Source organism: Desulforamulus ruminis DSM 2154 (genome assembly GCF_000215085.1).
Taxonomy (GTDB): Bacteria; Bacillota; Desulfotomaculia; order Desulfotomaculales; family Desulfotomaculaceae; genus Desulfotomaculum; species Desulfotomaculum ruminis.
This window is the reverse complement of sequence record NC_015589.1, coordinates 1,936,255-1,953,274: the sequence shown is the minus strand read 5'-3', so window position 1 is coordinate 1,953,274 and position 17,020 is coordinate 1,936,255. Positions and strand designations below refer to the sequence as shown.

Sequence of the window (17,020 nt, the reverse complement as noted above, 5' to 3'; positions counted from 1 at the left end):
TTCCCTCGCACAAAAAGAATATTCTCCAAACAGTATATAGCAGTGCTAAAATACTGTCAAAGAATACCTTAGAATGTCCTGAAGTTATCAAATTCAACCGGAATGGGTAAATCCATCTCCTTCACCAGTTTTATGACCGCTTGTAAATCATCCCTGTTTTTTCCGCTAATGCGTACTTGATCCCCCTGAACCGAAGCCTGGACTTTGATCTTGCTGTCTTTTATGGCTTTTACGATTTTTTTGGCCAAATCCTGTTCAATGCCCTGAACCAGGGATGCCGTTTGCCGGACGGTATCCCCTGCGGCCGCTTCTATTTTTCCATAGCGCAGGGATTTAAGGTTAACACCCCTTTTAACCAGTTTGCTTTCCAGTATATCAATTACGTTGCGAAGTTTGAAATCATCATCACTGATCAGCGTAATCTCGGGTTTTCCTTCAAAAATAATTTTACTTTTACTTCCTTTAAAGTCAAAACGGGTTTCGATTTCCCGGTTGGCCTGATTGACCGCATTCAATACTTCCGGCATGTCCACCTTACTAACAATATCGAAGCTGTTATCTTTCGCCATTTGTTTCCCTCCTGACTTAATTCTATAAAATTATATCATAATGGATAATGTTGTCAAAGGATTCACTGTTTTTACTAAAATCAACCGGGAGGTTTTGATGATGATTTTCCACTGCAGCGGTCTGTTTCCGGAAAACAAAAAGGTTATCGCCATTGTGGGCCCCCGCAGGCCGCCCTTGGAAGATCCTTCTTCCATCCAGCACCTGCGGGACTGCCATATGGCCTATACTTTAGCCCGCCAGGCAGCAAAAAAAGGGCTGGTGGTCCTATCAGGCCTGGCCACCGGCATTGACACCGCCGCCCATAACGGCTGTCTGGATGAAGGAGGCATTACCGTAGCCGTAGTGCCCTTTGGGCTTTCAGCCCCGGTTTATCCCCCGGAGAATAAAGATCTGGCTGTAAAGATCATGCAAAGGGGAGGCTGCTTGTTAAGTCCCTTTAAATCCGGACAATCGACTGCCAAATGGACCTTTGTGGTCCGGGACAAAGTTCAGGCCATGCTGTCCAGTAAAGTATTGGTAGTAGGAACCTTTCCTCCCGACGGCATCATCACAGGCGGCACAAGGCACTGTGCCCGGTGGGCGCGGAATCTGGGAAAGCCCCTATATCATTACCTTGAAATGAACGGCTTCTATCTGGTTCGCAAAGATTGTGAAATTTTAACCAAAGACTAATTTTTACAATAGAGAAAAAAGGGTATACTGACTATCAAGAAAAATAATATTGTATTTTTTCATATAATACTTGAAGTATTTTAAAGAATTTTATAATATAACCAAAAGGTTTGGAAAGGGGTAGAATTTATGGTATATGTTAGAAGGCTCTCCTTGGAAGAAATTATCGATCTGGAATGGCTGGCCATGCTGGTCGACCAGGTGTTGGAATATAATGACTATCAGGTTCCCTTTGAAGAAAAGCATCTAAAGATGATTCAAATTGCGGTCAACGGTACCCTGGACATGGAAACCATTGCCAGTTACATTATCGATTATCTTTCTCCCGAAGCAATTAACTTTACCTATGGTTACAAAGATCTTGCCCCTTATGCCCAGGACGATGCCGTTTAAAATCTCCTGTAAACTTAAAATTTGGAATTCTCTGCCTGGCTCCTTTATCGAGAATGTGATATACTTTCTCAAAAGGAATAAGGAAGGTTGCATCACATTGAATGGTAAGATCAATTGGAGGTTCATTTTAAGTGCTGTTGGTTTTTTAATGATTGGCATCAGTATGTTTCTCCCTGAACAAAGGTGGTTAATTATTACCGGAGCCCTTCTTTTTGGTATTGGTATGATCAGAAAACCTAAGAGACGTTAAATACTCGCTAAAGGCGGGTATTTTTTATTATTTTCAGGCACCTCCCTGTTCGTCCTGTAAATAGGTCAAGTTCTGCAGAAGTTTCGTTTCCTTTATGGAGTAAAATCTTTCGCTTAAAGGAAAACTAAAAAAAGAATATGCTTGGAGGTGATTTATGGTTATGAGAGAAAGTACCTGGAGATTTCCCAATCTGGGTTTTTGGGCCATTCATGTAGCTTCCCTGGCAACTTTAGGTTATTTTGCTTATAAAGCAACGGATTGCAGATGTAAAGAAGGGACCTTAGACGATTTGTCTTTTTCGGAAAGAAATTCGCGAAATCAAACATCTGGATTCCAAGATCATGAATTTTAATCATAACCCGGCGATTAGCCGGGTTATATTCTGTTCATATCTTACAACAGATAAAAAGGAATTCTTTTTTTGATAAAGAATTTTTTTATTGAGGTGATACCCATGCCTTTGCTTTGGTTTGCTTTTGGGTTGCTGGGAGCCATCTGGATTCTCTGGCATAGTCAAAAAAATGGTTATGACTTTCGCTCTTCATTGCGTTGGGCCATGGGGACTTTCTTTATGCCGGCTATTGCCATCCCTCTTTATTTTTGGCTGCAAAGTACGGTTGCCGGAAATAGGGGATCAAAAAATTCCAGGCAAGAACCGCGGGATATTACATCGGATATGGTCCAGAGCTGCCGGCATTGTGGAAAATACTATGGAGGATCCCCCGCTCGCTGTCCTCACTGTAAAGAAAACCTGCTGGATTAAGACAAGCCAATCTTTATATCCTGAGCGCACAATAAAAAAGGAGCCTTTAGCCTCCACACCAGTAAGACATATAACAAAAAAGCCCCGATAAACAGGTACAGTCAAAACTGTGCGGTGCGGGTATGATGGTGGAAAAACGACGAAGGACACTGATTTTGAAGTGATCCCAAAAAGTTAGAAAATAATTTTAATTAAGCAGCCGAGAGGGCTTGCTGTCTGTAAAGTGCAGGCGGCAAGCCCTTAAGCTTTGCCTTGCTCCGGTGGTTATTGTAGTAATCCATATAGCGTTTTTCCGTAGCGTTATAGCGCCAAAATTCCGTTTAATTTTGCCCTGACGATGAGTCATGTCCTTGCGGAATGGCTTGTATCGCCTACGTTAAAGGAATTTATCGTCGGTCTTTTTCGGTTCTTCTATCTTTCTGTATTGGCCGCTTGCAGTTCGGCTGCTTTTGTGGTTCGATTTCATTCAGTTCCTTTCCGGAGGTATGGGTGTCCTCATTAAGCAGATTGCAACGCTCAGCCTGCGCAAGCAGGCCGGGCGGCAATCGACGGAAGGTGGCGGGTGGATAGCCACTTCCTATGCTTGTTACTCCACTTATTACGTCCCGAAAAAGAATAAAATGCAAGTATGTCCCCTAATTTATCTATTATATCTTGCCTGCTTCATGAAGCTATGCTGATGCCATCGAAGCTATATGTAAAGAGTGACCATCTTTCATCTATCGAAGAAAGATACTGCTTTATTGAGAACAAAAAAAGGCGAATTAAGTACATAGAAACCCGCAAAATCTATGCCTAATTTATAATTACACCCACATTTATTTTAATGATTAGAGGGAAAATGGGTTTCGCATGAGTAATCACAGCACCATATATTTGATTGGTTTTTTTCTGGCCCTGATATATATTATCATGGGTGCAGATGATTTTATTTGGGACATTGTTACGATGTTTAGGCGTTCGCGCTATCGAAAACAGCGATTGGATTTACATAAATTGGATTCGCTTCCTCCTAAATTATTAGCAATGGTGATTGCCGCTTGGCGTGAGGATAATGTACTTGGCGATGTAATCAACAATATCATTGCCTCAACACATTACCCTAAGTCCATGTATCATATTTTTCTTGGTATTTATCCGAACGATGCGCCTACTTTGGCTGTCGCCAATGAACTTGCGGAGAAGTATGAGAATGTACATGTGATTATCAATGAGAAGAACGGGCCTACATCGAAGGCACAGAATATCAACTATGTTATTAAACAAATTAAGCAGTTTGAACTGGAGCGTCAATGGAGTTTCGCATCTATCACAATCCATGACTCAGAAGACGTCGTTCATCCTTTTGAGTTAAAGGTAACAAATGCCCTTTTGGATAAACATCCGGTGCTGCAATTTCCTGTCTTTCCTCTTATACGAATGCCAAAATTCCGGAACTTTTTCAAGAACATTACGACAGGCACCTATGCGGATGAATTTGCGGAGAATCATTTTATCACATTGGTAAGCCGCTATCATAACGGGGCATTTGTTCCCTCGGCAGGAACAGGGTTTGTTTTGTCAAAGGAAACCATTCGCGCTTTTGGTGATGAAGATATTTTGCCAAAAGACAGCCTAACAGAAGATTTCCGTCTTTCACTGACTCTTTTCGAAAAAGGAATTGATGTGTACTATGTTTTGGAACGTGTTCCCCGAATCAACGATAATAATAAATTGGTAGATGAGTTCATCGCAACCCGATCCATTTTTCCTAATACTTTTAAGCAAGCGGTAAATCAAAAAGCGCGGTGGATTTTGGGCATCACAATGCAATCATTTAAATTGAAGGATGTTTTCACCACCAAAGGTATCCGCTTTGTAGGGCGCTATTCGCTTTATAAAGACTTGAAAGCAAAAGTTGTTAATCTGTTGGTAATCGTCGGATATCCTGTACTTATCTATTTTCTTGTTTCGTTGTTTATTCCACTGGAACCCATATACCCCATGTACTTCCCATCTTGGTATTTAAGTCTGGCGATTACAGTCATGATGATTGAACGGCAACTGTTCCGAAGCGTCGCTATATACAATGTGTATGGTATGAGAAGCGTCTTTTTTGCCTGCTTGTTTCCGCCTCTGTTACCGATCAGGCTGGTTTGGGGAAATATCATTAACATGACCGCCACTGTCAAAGCATATAAGCAGAGAATTTTCGGCAATCAGACGCCGAAAAAGAAGGAAGAAAAGAAAGCGGCAAAAGTAAATACGCTCGCTGCCGGTAACAAAAATAATGGAAAAAAACAGATCAAGTGGGATAAAACGGACCATGATTTTATTGGAGAGCAGGCGCTAAAACGCTTCCATAGAAAATTGGGTGATGTGCTGCTGGAAAAGGGCTATGTGACCACTGAACAGCTCAAGTATGCTTTGGACGTATGCCTGCGTGCACAAAATGATGAAAAGCAGACCATTGGCAATTATCTTTTAGAGCAAAATATTATTACAGAAGAACAGTTGCTCGATGCGCTGTCGCATGTTAAGCATATCCAGTATCTCAATATTTTGACTTTGAAAAACTATCGGCTTTGGCAATTTGCTTCTGTATTCGACGAAAAATTACTTCGTTCACTGCTCGTTGTCCCTCTTTTAAAAACAAAATCAGGGTATGTATTCGCGTTTTGTGACAACAGCCCGATTGATGCGCAAACCATTTTGCGAAACAAATATGATATCACTGTCAAGGCAGTTTTCGTGTCACAAAACTTCATTATGGAAGGTTTGGACAAGATGTTTGCTTCATACGGCTTCCAAAGCAATGAGCAGGGAGACTCTGTGCTGGATGAACTATATACCAGCGGCATTATTAACTACGAACAACTTATCATAGCTCACAATTACATAACAACCCAAAATATATCCGAAAGTCAGATGCTGCAATATATGGGGTTGCTGGGATTGGAAAGGCTCGTTCACGTAAAGGAAATAGCAGCCGGAAAGGAAATGGTAGTACGATAAAGGTATTGGTTATATTCGGCACTCGCCCGGAAGCAATTAAATGGCTGGTTCCTGAACCCGTCTTTGATCTCAGCCATCAAAGCACGGGCAAGAGAGCCTGTTTCGTCGTGCCTATTAAGAATGGTTTTCTGCTGTCGTTCTTGAACATATTGAATCTCATTGCCTAAGTTTTTAAAGACTTAAATCTGGACGTGTTGCTGGTGCCTTTGCTGCATTCGGACAAAAAGAATATATATCAGAACAGCAAGTGTCAGATTAACGGCCTGCATCACAATACCGGCAACTGATCCTGTTCCAAGATAATCTGATAAGAAAATGGAGTTGTCCATTCGACATCTTGCGTTACCAGAGGCACCCATTCCAAACGTATAGACACCCACGCGGTAAGACTCAGTACAACAGGCGAAAACACAAACGGAATAAAGAAATAAGGGTTGAATATAATTAGGTAAACCAAAATCATAATTTCGTTTATATTAATAATGCCGGGCAAAATAGATACCTTCGCCAACCGGTTTTCACTACTGTTTTTTTCCGACCAATAACAGGGCAATCAGCAGCCCCAGCGTTGCTCCGGCACCACCTAAATAAACATAGGTATCAAAGAATCCCTTGGTGAAGATGTTGTTTCTGCAATTGAAGAAGCAACCGGTGTTGCGCTTGACAACGTATCCTTAATAACATTGCCGTCTTGTATGCCAAAAAACCATAGAATATGTGACAAGAATAATGAGTAATGCGGAAAAGTAGTTCTGCCCTGCTATAAATATCTTGTTGATTGCCTGCAAAAGATCACTGACCATTGGTAAGCCCAATAAAATCAAAGAGCATTCTTGCCGCACTGAAAATAAAAATGGTAAGCAGAGAGGGTATAATAGCCCTAAAAGATGCCCGGATTGGGGCCCCTGTTTTTTAGCGCTTTTTATTTATCCCCGGTTCACTTCCGGTTCCTGACCGGAATAGAAGGTGTTTCTAACGACTTTTCCGGTTTGTCCAAGACGCCCCAGATCTTTCCCGTTCACATTCACTTCCACCGCCCCGGCATTCCCCACATGCAGATAAATCTTTTCCTGGGCCTGAAAATCTTTGGTTTCCCCGGGAGAAACGGTGCCTGAAAATACCGTATTTCCATCGGCCACAATTTGCATCCAGCTTTGTCCGTCCATTACCTTTAAGGTTACCCGTACTCCCTCAACCGTTTGCTCCTGGGGAGGCTGGTTGCCGGCACCGGTATTATTTTCCGGTTGAGTTTGCTGTTGTTGCTGGGCTGTCTGTGGCAGATTGGGCTTGTTTTCCTCCGGCCGTCCCGCATCATAAAAGAAATGAACTCCCAGCAGGGCAATGATGGCAAAGCCCGCCACCAAATACCTCAAGTTTTTCCCGCCTCCGGTGTATCCAGGTTCCGGTTCTGCCTGAGGATCCTTGATCAAATCAGGCACAGGCTCGTTTCCTTCTACAGAAAATTCCTGCATAATTGCTTCGGTATCCAAATTTAAAAACTTGGCATAGGTCCGTAAAAATGCCTTGGCATATACCGGGCCGGGCAACACATCAAATCTTTCATTTTCTAGAGCTTCAAGATATTTAGCACGGATCTTGGTTGCTTCCTCAAGATATTCAAGAGAAAAACCCTTCTCCATCCGTGCATTCCTCAAGGTTTCCCCTATTGGCATTCATATCACCCCCGTTTTCCACTGGAACACCATACTCCGGTAGAGACTTTACCCATTGAGCAATCTTGTTCGCTGCTTTTTCCAAATCACTGCAATCAATGGACAGGTCGAATTCATTACTTTGGCCGCCCGGGTATTTATAAAGAGGGTCATAATAATGGGTGAGCAGGTAAGCAAATACGTTGGCAAAATTTTTCTTACTCAGTTCTTGAATTAAATCTTCAGTAACCGTTTTGCCAAGGTGTTTTTTTAATAGCAGGGTAGATTTCTGCAATTCTTCGATGTTGCGGTTGGGACCCTTGGTGTATTCATCAATAATTCTTTGTACCCGTACCTCCAGAGGAGCATATAATAAGACCCGATATCCTCTTTCCATGGAGGCCAAAACGGCTGGCGGCACAATTAGTTTACCCAACCTTCGGCCTTCACACTCAAGCAATATCATTCCCTTGGCTTCCGCTGGACTTAAATTCTCCACAATTTGCGCTTCAAAATCTTTTTGGGAAGGTGAGGACAACAAACCGATTTTTCCATAAACGGAACCTCGGTGTTTGGCAGCACCCTCCAAATCCAAAACAGGATAACCTAACTGTTGAAGCTTTTGCAATATAAGCGTTTTTCCTACTCCGGTTAGGCCGTGCAGAACAATGCTTTTGTGAGGAATCTTCTCTCTGTCCAGGTATTGGTAAACAAACCTGCGAAAGGATTTGTACCCTCCCTGTACCCGGTATATTCTTACACCCAGGGATTCCAAAACCGCTGAGGCATACTTGCTTCGCATACCCCCCCGCCAACAATACAGGACGACGTTTTGATCCTTTGATAAAGAACGAATTTGATTAAATAACCCGGAGAATTTAGGCCCTACAATTTCCAGACCTAAGGACTTTGCCGCTTCTGTTCCTATTTGTTTGTAGGTTGTCCCTACTCTAGCTCTTTCTTCATTGTTAAATAAAGGAATGTTGATTGCCCCTGGTATGGAGCCTTCTGCAAATTCTCCCTCGGAACGAACATCAATAAAACAGACATTTTTTACTTTTAGAGCTTCTCCAATGCTGATATCCCTTGACATAATCTTTACATCCTTGAATCCCATTCATTTTTTCAGATAAGCAATAGCGATCTACAAAAACACGCAATTTATTATTCATTAAATACTTTGTATTATAACCTTTAAATGTTTTGCTAAACACATAAACCATTTCATTAGCAACGTCAGTATAGCATGGGCTGAATAAATTGGTCAATAATGGATAAACTTCATCCGCCGGTTGTCATCCTTATTTGGCTTTAAAAACTTGTTGGTATTGTTCCATGGTCATGAGGATGGCCCGGGGCTTACTTCCCTCATAGCCCCCCACAATTCCCTTTTTCTCCATAATATCAATGAGCCGTGCCGCCCTGGCATAACCAATGTGTAAACGGCGCTGCAGCATGGAAATGGAGGCATGTCCGGTCTCAATCAAAATTCTCACGGCTTCGGGCAGCAACTCGTCTTCCACTTCCTCTTCCACCGGCTCCTGAGGTTCCTCTTTGGCCACAGACTCATCATAGGTTGGTTCGGCCTGATGCTTCAGGAAGCTCACCACATCCTCCACTTCCCGATCCGATAGATAAGCGCCCTGTACTCTCAGAGGTTTAGGAGCTCCCACCGGAAAGAACAGCATGTCGCCCTTACCCAGCAGCTTTTCAGCACCGGCCATATCCAGAATGGTTCTGGAATCCACTTGAGAGGAAACGGCAAAGGATATTCTGGACGGAATATTGGCCTTAATTAAGCCGGTGATCACATCCACCGAAGGCCGCTGGGTGGCAACCACCAGATGAATGCCGGCAGCCCGGGCCATCTGGGCTAAACGGCAGATAGCATCTTCCACGTCCGCCGGGGCTACCATCATTAAATCCGCAAGCTCATCAATAATGACGACCATCAGGGGCAAACGTTTCTGTCCCGAAGCGGTATTTTTTTCGTTAAACAAACTATTATAACGGGTAATATCCCTTACCCCGGCAGCGGCAAACAGTTCATAACGCTTCTCCATCTCCCGAACCGCCCAGCGCAAGGTAGTGGCCGCCTTTTTGGGATTGGTTACAACCGGTGACACTAAGTGGGGAATCCCATTGTAAACAGCCAGTTCCACCATTTTAGGGTCCACCATTAAAAATTTCACTTCATCGGGAGTGGCCTTAAAAAGGATGCTGGAAATCAGGGTATTAATGCAAACACTTTTTCCGGCTCCTGTGGCTCCCGCAATTAAAAGGTGCGGCATTTTGGTTAAGTCCGCCAGAATAGGGGCCCCGGCAATATCTTTCCCCAGAGCTACGGTCAAGCTGGAGCTGGAACCGGTAAATTCTTTGGATTCCAATAAATCCCGAAGATTAACCATGGAAATCTCTTTATTGGGCACCTCAATGCCCACCGCAGCCTTACCGGGTATCGGAGCCTCAATCCGGACATCCGGGGCGGCCATGGCCAAAGCAATATCATCGGCCAGACTTACAATCCGGCTGACCTTCACCCCGGCAGGGGGTTGAATTTCATAACGGGTAATGGCCGGTCCTCTGGATACCTGAGTCACTTTAGCCTTAATGCCGAAGTTTTCCAGCGTTTCTTCCAACTTTGTTATATTGTCGGTAATATCTTTGGCCGTTGAAATATTCTTGGAGCTTCTCAGCGGTCTTGACAGCAGGGACAAGGGCGGTAATTTAAAGGAAGCCACATCATTTAAAGACATTTGCGTGTAGCTGGTTATTTCATCCGGCTCCGGCAAGGGCTCCTCCAGGGACACCTGAAACCCGGAGCAGGTATCCGGGTTTATTTCAGCGGTTTCAACCTTAAACGCCAGTTCCTCTTCCGGGGCTTTATCCATTTCCACATTTAGAAAGGGCACCTTGTCCTGGCCGTTGTTAATAAATACTGTTCCCGGCGGCAGGGTATCCTCATCAGGACACCGGCTGGAGCGGCCCTTCTCTTCCTCCACTTCCGTAAAAAGAAAGTTATTCAGCCTGCTGCCTAAACCCTTGGCCCAGCCTTGGGTTTTGGACAGGGATTGTTTGGTAAGAACGGATACCGAAATGTTGGTTAGCAGCAAGATACCCACCACCACACCGGAGGTCAGCAAAATGTAAGTCCCGGCCTGTCCAAAGGATTGCAGCATTAAAAAGGCCAACAGGGAACCCACTAAACCGCCGCCTTCACTGGCGGTTCTTTCATCCAAGATTCCTTTTAAAACCTCATAAAAGGACCCTTCAACAGGAGTGAATAAGCTTAATACCGTCAAGGTGATGATAAACAACAAAGTAGCTCCATACACCTTAATATTCACTCCGGTCCGGTTTCGCTCAACAATTAATTTTATACCAAAAAGCCCTAGAAAGATCATTAATACAATGCCTCCGAAGGCTCCAAACAGCCCTTTCAGCACTCGCCCGATAAAGCCCCCGATCATGCCCAACTGCGTATCGGCAAAACTAATCAGACCCAGTACCGCCACGGAGACCAGACCAATGCCAAAGATTTCGTATTTTAATTCATCCTTTAATTTCTTAAGTAAGTCCAAGTCTCCCTGCACCTCCAGAAATATATATACTACAGAAATTTCCAAAATCCTTTAATTCAATACGAAACACCGGATTCATGTATAAATGTACCTGTGTTACATCATATTAAGAAATGTACCTGATCATTCCACAGGAAAGGAGGTTTACATATGCCGCATACCACAGGCAAAATCACGGTTCGGGAATTAATTGATTTGCAGAGCCACTTGATGTTAGAAAGCAATCTGGTAGGGCAGTTCAATCATTTTGCCCGGGAATGTACCGATCCTCAGTTGAGTCAAGCTTGCCAAAGTTTGGCCCGCAGCCGCTCGGATTGTTTCCAGCAGTTGGCGAAACACACCAATATGAACATGATGCAATAACAGAAAGGGGGTTTAAACCATGCGCGGTGACCAAGTAACCGATAAAAATTTATGTATGGCTATGCTGAATCACTTAAAATGGGATGCTGTTTGCCTGACCAATAAAATCCTGGAATGCAGCGACCAAAGTCTCCGTCAGGATTATATCAATGTATTGGATCGAACCTTTGCCGAACAAAAAAGTCTGTACGATTTAGCCAATCAGCACGGATGGCATCAACCCATGATGGCCAATCAGAATCTGGTGAGCCAGGTTCAGAGCGACGTGCAAAAGCTGAGCAGTGAACAACAGCAAAGTATGAGCACCATTCATCAGCAGGCACAATATCAAGGCATTCAAAACCAACAGGCCGGTTATCAAAACCAGCAATCCTATTCCCCGGTATTCTACAATCAACAACAGCAGTCCGGTGGGAGTTTCCAGCAAAACTATTAAACACCAGAAAAGAAGCACCTGACGGGTGCTTCTTTTAATCTGATGAAGTTTTATCCTGGGTCTGAATAGAACACGGATTTTACAGATTTCCAGGATTCTCACGGATTTTTTAATCTTTATTATATCCGCGTAAATCCGTATAATCCGTTAAATCCGTGTTCCATTGTTTTCTTCTTTGTTTAGCGCATCATCTTTATTAAAATTTGTTTAGCCTTTACAGCCCACTGGTTATTAATCCCGGAAAAACCTTTTGATTTAAATAATGGGCAGGGTCCGAGCTGTTAATCCTGACAATCTTTTTTAGCCCTGTGTCCATCTTCTCGAATAAAACCGGGATTCCGGCCACCTCTCCGGTTTCATAGCGGTTATAGGCATCATCGGCAAACCCCTCCATCACCTGTTCAACCGGAAGGACGGTCCAAAGGATCATTGCGGCATACACCCTCCCCTGTTTTTCCTTTCCTCGATAAGTTCCTTCAATTTGCACAAGGCATGGCCAATTCCGCCCACTTCATTAATCAGGCCGTATTCCACGGCATCCTTGCCAATCACCACCGTACCGATATCCCTGGCTAATTCTCCGGTTTTAAACATTAAGTCTCTGAATTTTTCTTCTGTAACATCGGAATGCTCCGTTACAAACCGAATGACCCGGTCCTGCATTTTATCCAGATAGTCATAGGTCTGAGGTACGCCGATAACCAAACCGTTCAGCCGGATGGGATGGATGGTCATAGATGCGGTGGGAGCAATAAAACTATAATTTCCGCTGACCGCAATGGGAACTCCGATGCTGTGACCTCCTCCGAGAACCAGGGTCACCGTTGGTTTGGTCATGGTGGCAACCACTTCGGCAATGGCCAGACCTGCTTCAACATCCCCGCCCACGGTATTTAAAATGATGACAACCCCTTCGATGTCGTCCGCCTGTTCAATAGCCACCAATTGAGGGATGACATGCTCGTATTTGGTGGTTTTGTTTTGACCCGGTAAAACAATGTGTCCTTCAATCTGACCCACAATGGTAACGCAATGAATATTGCTTTTTACTTCCGGCACACTGGGCGTTCCTAATTCCCGGATATTTTCCAGTGTTCCCTTGGCCTGCCCGGCCACTCTTTTGGGAGCCGTGCTGGGATTAGGCTGGGTGGAAGGGTCAATGGGGACGGGACCCGGCGGATGTATTGGATTCGGGGTGTTGGGCTGATAGGGAATTCCCGGATTGTCACTTTGGAAACGTTTGGGCACTGGTGTCACTCCTCAAATGAAATGTTCTGCTGATACTATTATGCTTATTATCCGCCAGCATAATGTATCTGGAATGAAAAAGAGTAAAAAGATATAAAACAAAGAACCCCAAACCACTCAATGAGGGCAAGGGTTGCTTGTGTCTTTTCCATCAGGGGTGTCAGTTTCAAAAGTATTCTCTATCTTCAGGCATTGGTTATCGTTAGTAAAATCATTTCCCAAGAATTTTTTTGTATGGCAATCTGAGCTCCTTTTTATAAATAATCAATGTCAAAGATATTAATAATTTCAAGTATGCGCTTTACTGATCGCTTAATAGGTTAACGGCCACTTGAAAATGAATTTCCGTCTATCCAGCCAAGGGTAAGTTTGGTTTGGAGAAATCCCTTTTATATAAGGTTACTTATATCCAAAAATGTATTTACCTTTTCGGCTTCCTCTTTTGAGGCATAGACCATAAAGTCCGACGGACTTTTGATATTTGATATAAGTAATTCCAGAGATTTTGGGTTTTTAGAAAGCTTAAGTGTTTCTACAATCTGGCTTTGTCGTGCAAGATATTGCGAATGGTTTTCTATTTTACTCATCTTCATATCTTCAATGTTATAGATTGCTCCGGTTCTCTCACATCTAATAATATCCCGCCAACAGGGATAAAAGGTAACAAGGCTTAGAAACTCTTTAAAATCAGTAGTTATTATTCCAAACTCGCCTTTACGGTTAACATACCCCACTGGGAAATCATCATCCGCAATATCGCCCATACCACCGATGGTACCAAAGCAATTTTCTTTACTATCAACTGCAAAAATAAAAAATTGCGGAATAGGATAAAAGGGAAAATCATTCGGTTTTTGTGTCGTGCAAAAAATCAAATCACAGTTTTCTTCCAGTAGTCTATAAATACGATCAGCCTGTTCACTGACGGGAACTGAAATTATTCTTTTCCCGGCTAACACAACCTCAATTGTTTCACCACTTTCTGTGTGAACACAATATGCTGTTGCTCCATCCTTCTGTTCAGTATCTATAACCAGCTTTTTAATGACTTCATCTCCTCTCCTATATTTTGCAGGTATCTAAAATGAATGCATAAAACTTATAAAAACAACAACAAGATAATTATTGTATATTTTTTTATTATTCTCTATAAAATTTTTAATTTCCTTTATGATTTATAGAGATCATTCCAATATTATTGCTCTTCTTTAATTACTGGTAAAGGCAAATAAAAAACAAAACAGCCCCTGCCCGCTTAACACGGACTGGGGCTGTTTGTCTCATACTTCCATAATGATCGGTAAGATCATTGGCCTTCTCCTAGTTCTTTCATACAAAAACTTGCCCAGGTCATCCCTGACCTGTGATTTGATGGCAGCCCATTCAGAGACGCCGCGTAAAGTGCATTTTTCCAATGCGCCTTTGACCTTAGCCTTTGCTTCTTCCATCAGGGGTTCCGATTCTCGAACATAAACAAAACCCCTGGAAACAATATCCGGACCGGACAGAACCTGATTGGTTTGTTTATCCATGGTTACAACAACGATGAGAATACCGTCCTGAGACAATTGTTTTCTGTCTCTTAAAACAATATTGCCCACATCGCCGACACCAAGACCGTCTACCAGTACTCTGCCGGCGGTAACCCTGCCGGCTAAACGGCCGTATCTCCGGGTAAACTCCAGCACTTGACCGTTTTCCGCCACAAAGATATTTTCAGCGGGGATTCCCACTTCTCTTGCCAGGTCTGCATGTCTTTTCAGCATCCGATACTCGCCATGCACGGGAATAAAGAATTTCGGCCGCACCAAGTTGAGCATTAATTTTAGCTCTTCCTGGCTGGGATGGCCGGAAACGTGAATTCCGGAAGCCCCTTCGTAAATCACCTTGGCCCCCAGCTTAAAAAGCTGATCAATAATGCGGGCCACCAATTTTTCATTACCGGGTATGGGCGTTGCCGAAATGATCACCGTATCCCCGGGCACAATATCAACCTGACGGTGATCGGACATGGCGATCCGGGTCAGGGCGGACATGGGTTCCCCCTGACTGCCGGTGGTCAATAAAACAACCTTGTTTTTAGGTAATCTTGCTGCCTCATCCAGCTCAATCAGGCTTCCTTCGGGAATATTCAAATAACCCAGTTCGCCGGCGGTGGCCATCACGTTCACCATGCTTCGGCCAACCACAGCCACCCGCCGGTCATATTTATGGGCTACCAGGATAGCCTGTTGTAAACGATGAACATTTGAGGCAAAGGTAGCGATAACAATTCGTTCTTTAGCATGCCGAAAGGTTTCATCAAAGGTGTTCCCTACCACCCGCTCAGACATGGTGTATCCGGGCCGTTCAACATTGGTACTGTCGGACATCATGACCAGCACACCCTTTTCCCCCAACTGGGCAAAACGATGGAAGTCAGTTACTTCTCCATCCACAGGGGTTTGATCAATCTTAAAATCCCCGGTATGAAGCAGGGTTCCCACCGGCGTATGGATGGCCACGGCCATGGCATCCGGAATACTGTGCGATACACGGATAAATTCCGCCTTGAAAGGCCCAATTTGTACAGTATCCCGTGGTTTTACCGTATTCAGTTGAACTTGATCCACCATATGGTGTTCTTTCAATTTGCCATGGACTAAGCCTAAAGCCAGTTTTGAACCATACACGGGAACATTGATTTGCCGCAGCACATAGGGTAAAGCTCCAATGTGATCCTCGTGTCCGTGGGTCAGTAATATTGCACGCACCTGTTGCCTGTTTTCAATAAGATAGGAAATATCCGGAATAACGATGTCAATTCCCAGCATTTCCTCTTCAGGAAACATCAATCCACAATCAATCAGTACAATGTGATCCCCAAATCTCACCGCAGTCATGTTCTTGCCGATCTCGCCTAATCCCCCCAGGGGAATTACGGCTAATTTTGGTTCTTTAGCCAAGCCTGCACCTCCTATTAGTTCAAAAAGTAACGAAGAATATTGGATCGTTCGCCAAATATACAGTGAGAGAGTAGGAGAAGGCAGGATACATCATTGTACAAGATTGTGGAAACCCGTCCGATGACCTCCGCATTAAATTATACTTTAAATAATGCCTTAACGGCAATATGATTACCCATTATTACCAAAAAAATACAACAGGGCACCATCTGTGCCCTGTTGTATCAAAGCAGTTCCAGTGATGTCATAATATTTTTAACCGTCTCCACTTCATTCGGTGTGGCTTCCACCAAAGGCAAGCGAACGCCCCCCACGCCAAAGCCTTTTAAATTTAAAGCCGCCTTTACCGGCACAGGATTGGCTGTGATAAAGAGACCTTTAAACAAGGGAAACAGTTTTCTATGAAGGTTGGCAGCTAAGGTGGTGTTCCCGGTAGTAAAGGCATCAATCATTTCTTTAATTTGTTTGCCGGCTACGTGCCCGGCTACACTGATGACACCCTTGGCCCCCAGGGCCAGCATGGGCAGGGTCATGGAATCGTCCCCGCTGTAAATGCTAAACTCCTCAGGCAGGATTCTGCGCAGTTCAGAAACTTGATCGATGTTTCCGGCAGCCTCCTTAATGGCTACAATGTTCGGCACATCCCCGGCCAGCCTGGCTACCGTATCCGGCAGAACGTTAATCCCTGTACGGCCCGGAATGTTATACAGAATCACCGGTAAGCTGGTACTCTCGGCAATGGCACGGAAGTGGCGGTATAGGCCCTCCTGGGAAGGTTTATTATAGTATGGTGCTACCAGCATGACCCCGTCACAACCTACTTTTTCCGCTTCCTTGGTGAGGGCAATGCTGCTGACGGTATCGTAACTGCCGGTTCCGGCTACCACCGCGGCCCGGCCGCCCACCTCTTCAACAATGGCTGCAAAAAGGGCTGCTTTTTCCTCCTTGCCGAGTGTTGGCGATTCACCGGTGGTTCCGCACACGATCAGACCGTCCGAACCATTCTCCACCAAGTATTTTCCCAACCTTTGAGCCTGTGTTAAGTTAATGGTCAAATCGGCATTAAAGGGGGTCACCATGGCGGTCAGTAACCGTCCAAAATCCACTATGGCCATTTTGTCTTTCACCATCCTTCATTTTATTCAATTCAACC

At 44.1% G+C, this 17,020-nt stretch carries 17 protein-coding genes; 7 read left to right on the top strand and 10 right to left on the bottom strand.

Features of this window, described 5'->3' with window-relative positions; all coding sequences use genetic code 11:
* Nucleotides 1-68 precede the first annotated feature (68 nt).
* On the bottom strand, nucleotides 69-569 hold the full coding sequence (locus tag DESRU_RS09840) for a YajQ family cyclic di-GMP-binding protein (protein WP_013841956.1): 501 nt from the start codon (nucleotides 567-569) through the stop codon (nucleotides 69-71).
* 97 nt (nucleotides 570-666) lie between these two features.
* On the opposite strand from DESRU_RS09840, the gene DESRU_RS09835 reads away from it, so the two are divergent.
* From DESRU_RS09835 to DESRU_RS09815, 4 genes are all read left to right on the top strand, one after another.
* Complete coding sequence (locus DESRU_RS09835) at nucleotides 667-1,242, top strand: DNA-processing protein DprA (RefSeq protein WP_013841955.1); 576 nt, start codon at nucleotides 667-669, stop codon at nucleotides 1,240-1,242.
* A 129-nt stretch (nucleotides 1,243-1,371) separates the two neighbouring features.
* Nucleotides 1,372-1,635, top strand: a complete 264-nt coding sequence (locus tag DESRU_RS09830; protein WP_013841954.1) for a hypothetical protein — start codon at nucleotides 1,372-1,374, stop codon at nucleotides 1,633-1,635.
* A gap of 410 nt (nucleotides 1,636-2,045) precedes the next feature.
* Nucleotides 2,046-2,237, top strand: coding sequence for a hypothetical protein (locus DESRU_RS09820; RefSeq protein ID WP_041275712.1), 192 nt, complete (start codon nucleotides 2,046-2,048; stop codon nucleotides 2,235-2,237).
* Between the two features lie 69 nt (nucleotides 2,238-2,306).
* Nucleotides 2,307-2,648, top strand: coding sequence for a hypothetical protein (locus DESRU_RS09815; RefSeq protein WP_143758770.1), 342 nt, complete (start codon nucleotides 2,307-2,309; stop codon nucleotides 2,646-2,648).
* Between the two features lie 191 nt (nucleotides 2,649-2,839).
* Here the strand turns inward: DESRU_RS09815 and DESRU_RS21770 are convergent, their stop codons facing one another.
* Nucleotides 2,840-2,929 (bottom strand): IS3 family transposase, encoded by a 90-nt coding sequence (locus DESRU_RS21770; protein ID WP_143758769.1) that lies wholly within the window; start codon nucleotides 2,927-2,929, stop codon nucleotides 2,840-2,842.
* Nucleotides 2,930-3,560: 631 nt separating this feature from the next.
* Here DESRU_RS21770 and DESRU_RS09810 point away from each other — a divergent pair.
* Nucleotides 3,561-5,642 (top strand): glycosyltransferase, encoded by a 2,082-nt coding sequence (locus DESRU_RS09810; RefSeq protein WP_238446405.1) that lies wholly within the window; start codon nucleotides 3,561-3,563, stop codon nucleotides 5,640-5,642.
* A gap of 926 nt (nucleotides 5,643-6,568) precedes the next feature.
* On the opposite strand, the gene DESRU_RS09800 is transcribed toward DESRU_RS09810, so the two are convergent.
* The 3 genes from DESRU_RS09800 to DESRU_RS09790 all read right to left on the bottom strand — a co-directional run bounded on the left by DESRU_RS09800 (nucleotide 6,569) and on the right by DESRU_RS09790 (nucleotide 10,875).
* Complete coding sequence (locus DESRU_RS09800) at nucleotides 6,569-7,282, bottom strand: helix-turn-helix domain-containing protein (RefSeq protein ID WP_013841950.1); 714 nt, start codon at nucleotides 7,280-7,282, stop codon at nucleotides 6,569-6,571.
* Nucleotides 7,260-8,387, bottom strand: coding sequence for a tRNA 2-selenouridine(34) synthase MnmH (gene mnmH, locus DESRU_RS09795; RefSeq protein ID WP_013841949.1), 1,128 nt, complete (start codon nucleotides 8,385-8,387; stop codon nucleotides 7,260-7,262). The genes DESRU_RS09800 and mnmH overlap by 23 nt, the downstream gene beginning before the upstream one ends.
* Before the next feature lie 208 nt (nucleotides 8,388-8,595).
* On the bottom strand, nucleotides 8,596-10,875 hold the full coding sequence (locus DESRU_RS09790; RefSeq protein ID WP_013841948.1) for an FtsK/SpoIIIE family DNA translocase: 2,280 nt from the start codon (nucleotides 10,873-10,875) through the stop codon (nucleotides 8,596-8,598).
* A gap of 150 nt (nucleotides 10,876-11,025) precedes the next feature.
* Between DESRU_RS09790 and DESRU_RS09785 the strand changes: the two genes are divergently transcribed.
* Together DESRU_RS09785 and DESRU_RS09780 are read left to right on the top strand one after the other, a co-directional pair.
* Nucleotides 11,026-11,238, top strand: a complete 213-nt coding sequence (locus DESRU_RS09785; protein ID WP_013841947.1) for a hypothetical protein — start codon at nucleotides 11,026-11,028, stop codon at nucleotides 11,236-11,238.
* Between the two features lie 19 nt (nucleotides 11,239-11,257).
* Nucleotides 11,258-11,674 carry a spore coat protein gene (locus DESRU_RS09780; RefSeq protein WP_013841946.1) on the top strand — a complete coding sequence of 139 codons (417 nt, stop codon included), beginning with the start codon at nucleotides 11,258-11,260 and terminating at the stop codon, nucleotides 11,672-11,674.
* Between the two features lie 214 nt (nucleotides 11,675-11,888).
* Here DESRU_RS09780 and DESRU_RS09775 read toward each other — a convergent pair whose 3' ends face one another.
* The 5 genes from DESRU_RS09775 to dapA form a co-directional block, all read right to left on the bottom strand.
* Nucleotides 11,889-12,104: a YlzJ-like family protein gene (locus tag DESRU_RS09775; RefSeq protein WP_013841945.1), complete on the bottom strand. Its 216-nt coding sequence runs from the start codon at nucleotides 12,102-12,104 to the stop codon at nucleotides 11,889-11,891.
* A complete protein-coding gene (locus DESRU_RS09770) occupies nucleotides 12,101-12,922 on the bottom strand; it encodes a ClpP family protease (RefSeq protein WP_013841944.1) in 822 nt (273 codons plus the stop codon). Before DESRU_RS09770 ends, DESRU_RS09775 begins: the two co-directional genes overlap by 4 nt.
* Before the next feature lie 389 nt (nucleotides 12,923-13,311).
* Nucleotides 13,312-13,881, bottom strand: coding sequence for a hypothetical protein (locus DESRU_RS09765; RefSeq protein ID WP_238446404.1), 570 nt, complete (start codon nucleotides 13,879-13,881; stop codon nucleotides 13,312-13,314).
* 321 nt (nucleotides 13,882-14,202) lie between these two features.
* Complete coding sequence (locus DESRU_RS09760) at nucleotides 14,203-15,867, bottom strand: ribonuclease J (RefSeq protein WP_013841942.1); 1,665 nt, start codon at nucleotides 15,865-15,867, stop codon at nucleotides 14,203-14,205.
* Nucleotides 15,868-16,091: 224 nt separating this feature from the next.
* Complete coding sequence (dapA, locus tag DESRU_RS09755) at nucleotides 16,092-16,982, bottom strand: 4-hydroxy-tetrahydrodipicolinate synthase (protein WP_013841941.1); 891 nt, start codon at nucleotides 16,980-16,982, stop codon at nucleotides 16,092-16,094.
* Between the last annotated feature and the right edge of the window lie 38 nt (nucleotides 16,983-17,020).

Coding starts and splice junctions, on each gene's coding strand:
- dapA (WP_013841941.1), bottom strand. CDS start 16,982: ATGGCCATAGTGGATTTTGGACGGTTACTGACCGCCATGGTGACCCCC.
- mnmH (WP_013841949.1), bottom strand. CDS start 8,387: ATGTCAAGGGATATCAGCATTGGAGAAGCTCTAAAAGTAAAAAATGTC.
- DESRU_RS09840 (WP_013841956.1), bottom strand. CDS start 569: ATGGCGAAAGATAACAGCTTCGATATTGTTAGTAAGGTGGACATGCCG.
- DESRU_RS21770 (WP_143758769.1), bottom strand. CDS start 2,929: ATGGATTACTACAATAACCACCGGAGCAAGGCAAAGCTTAAGGGCTTG.
- DESRU_RS09800 (WP_013841950.1), bottom strand. CDS start 7,282: ATGGAGAAGGGTTTTTCTCTTGAATATCTTGAGGAAGCAACCAAGATC.
- DESRU_RS09780 (WP_013841946.1), top strand. CDS start 11,258: ATGCGCGGTGACCAAGTAACCGATAAAAATTTATGTATGGCTATGCTG.
- DESRU_RS09775 (WP_013841945.1), bottom strand. CDS start 12,104: ATGATCCTTTGGACCGTCCTTCCGGTTGAACAGGTGATGGAGGGGTTT.
- DESRU_RS09830 (WP_013841954.1), top strand. CDS start 1,372: ATGGTATATGTTAGAAGGCTCTCCTTGGAAGAAATTATCGATCTGGAA.
- DESRU_RS09835 (WP_013841955.1), top strand. CDS start 667: ATGATGATTTTCCACTGCAGCGGTCTGTTTCCGGAAAACAAAAAGGTT.
- DESRU_RS09785 (WP_013841947.1), top strand. CDS start 11,026: ATGCCGCATACCACAGGCAAAATCACGGTTCGGGAATTAATTGATTTG.
- DESRU_RS09810 (WP_238446405.1), top strand. CDS start 3,561: ATGGGTGCAGATGATTTTATTTGGGACATTGTTACGATGTTTAGGCGT.
- DESRU_RS09820 (WP_041275712.1), top strand. CDS start 2,046: ATGAGAGAAAGTACCTGGAGATTTCCCAATCTGGGTTTTTGGGCCATT.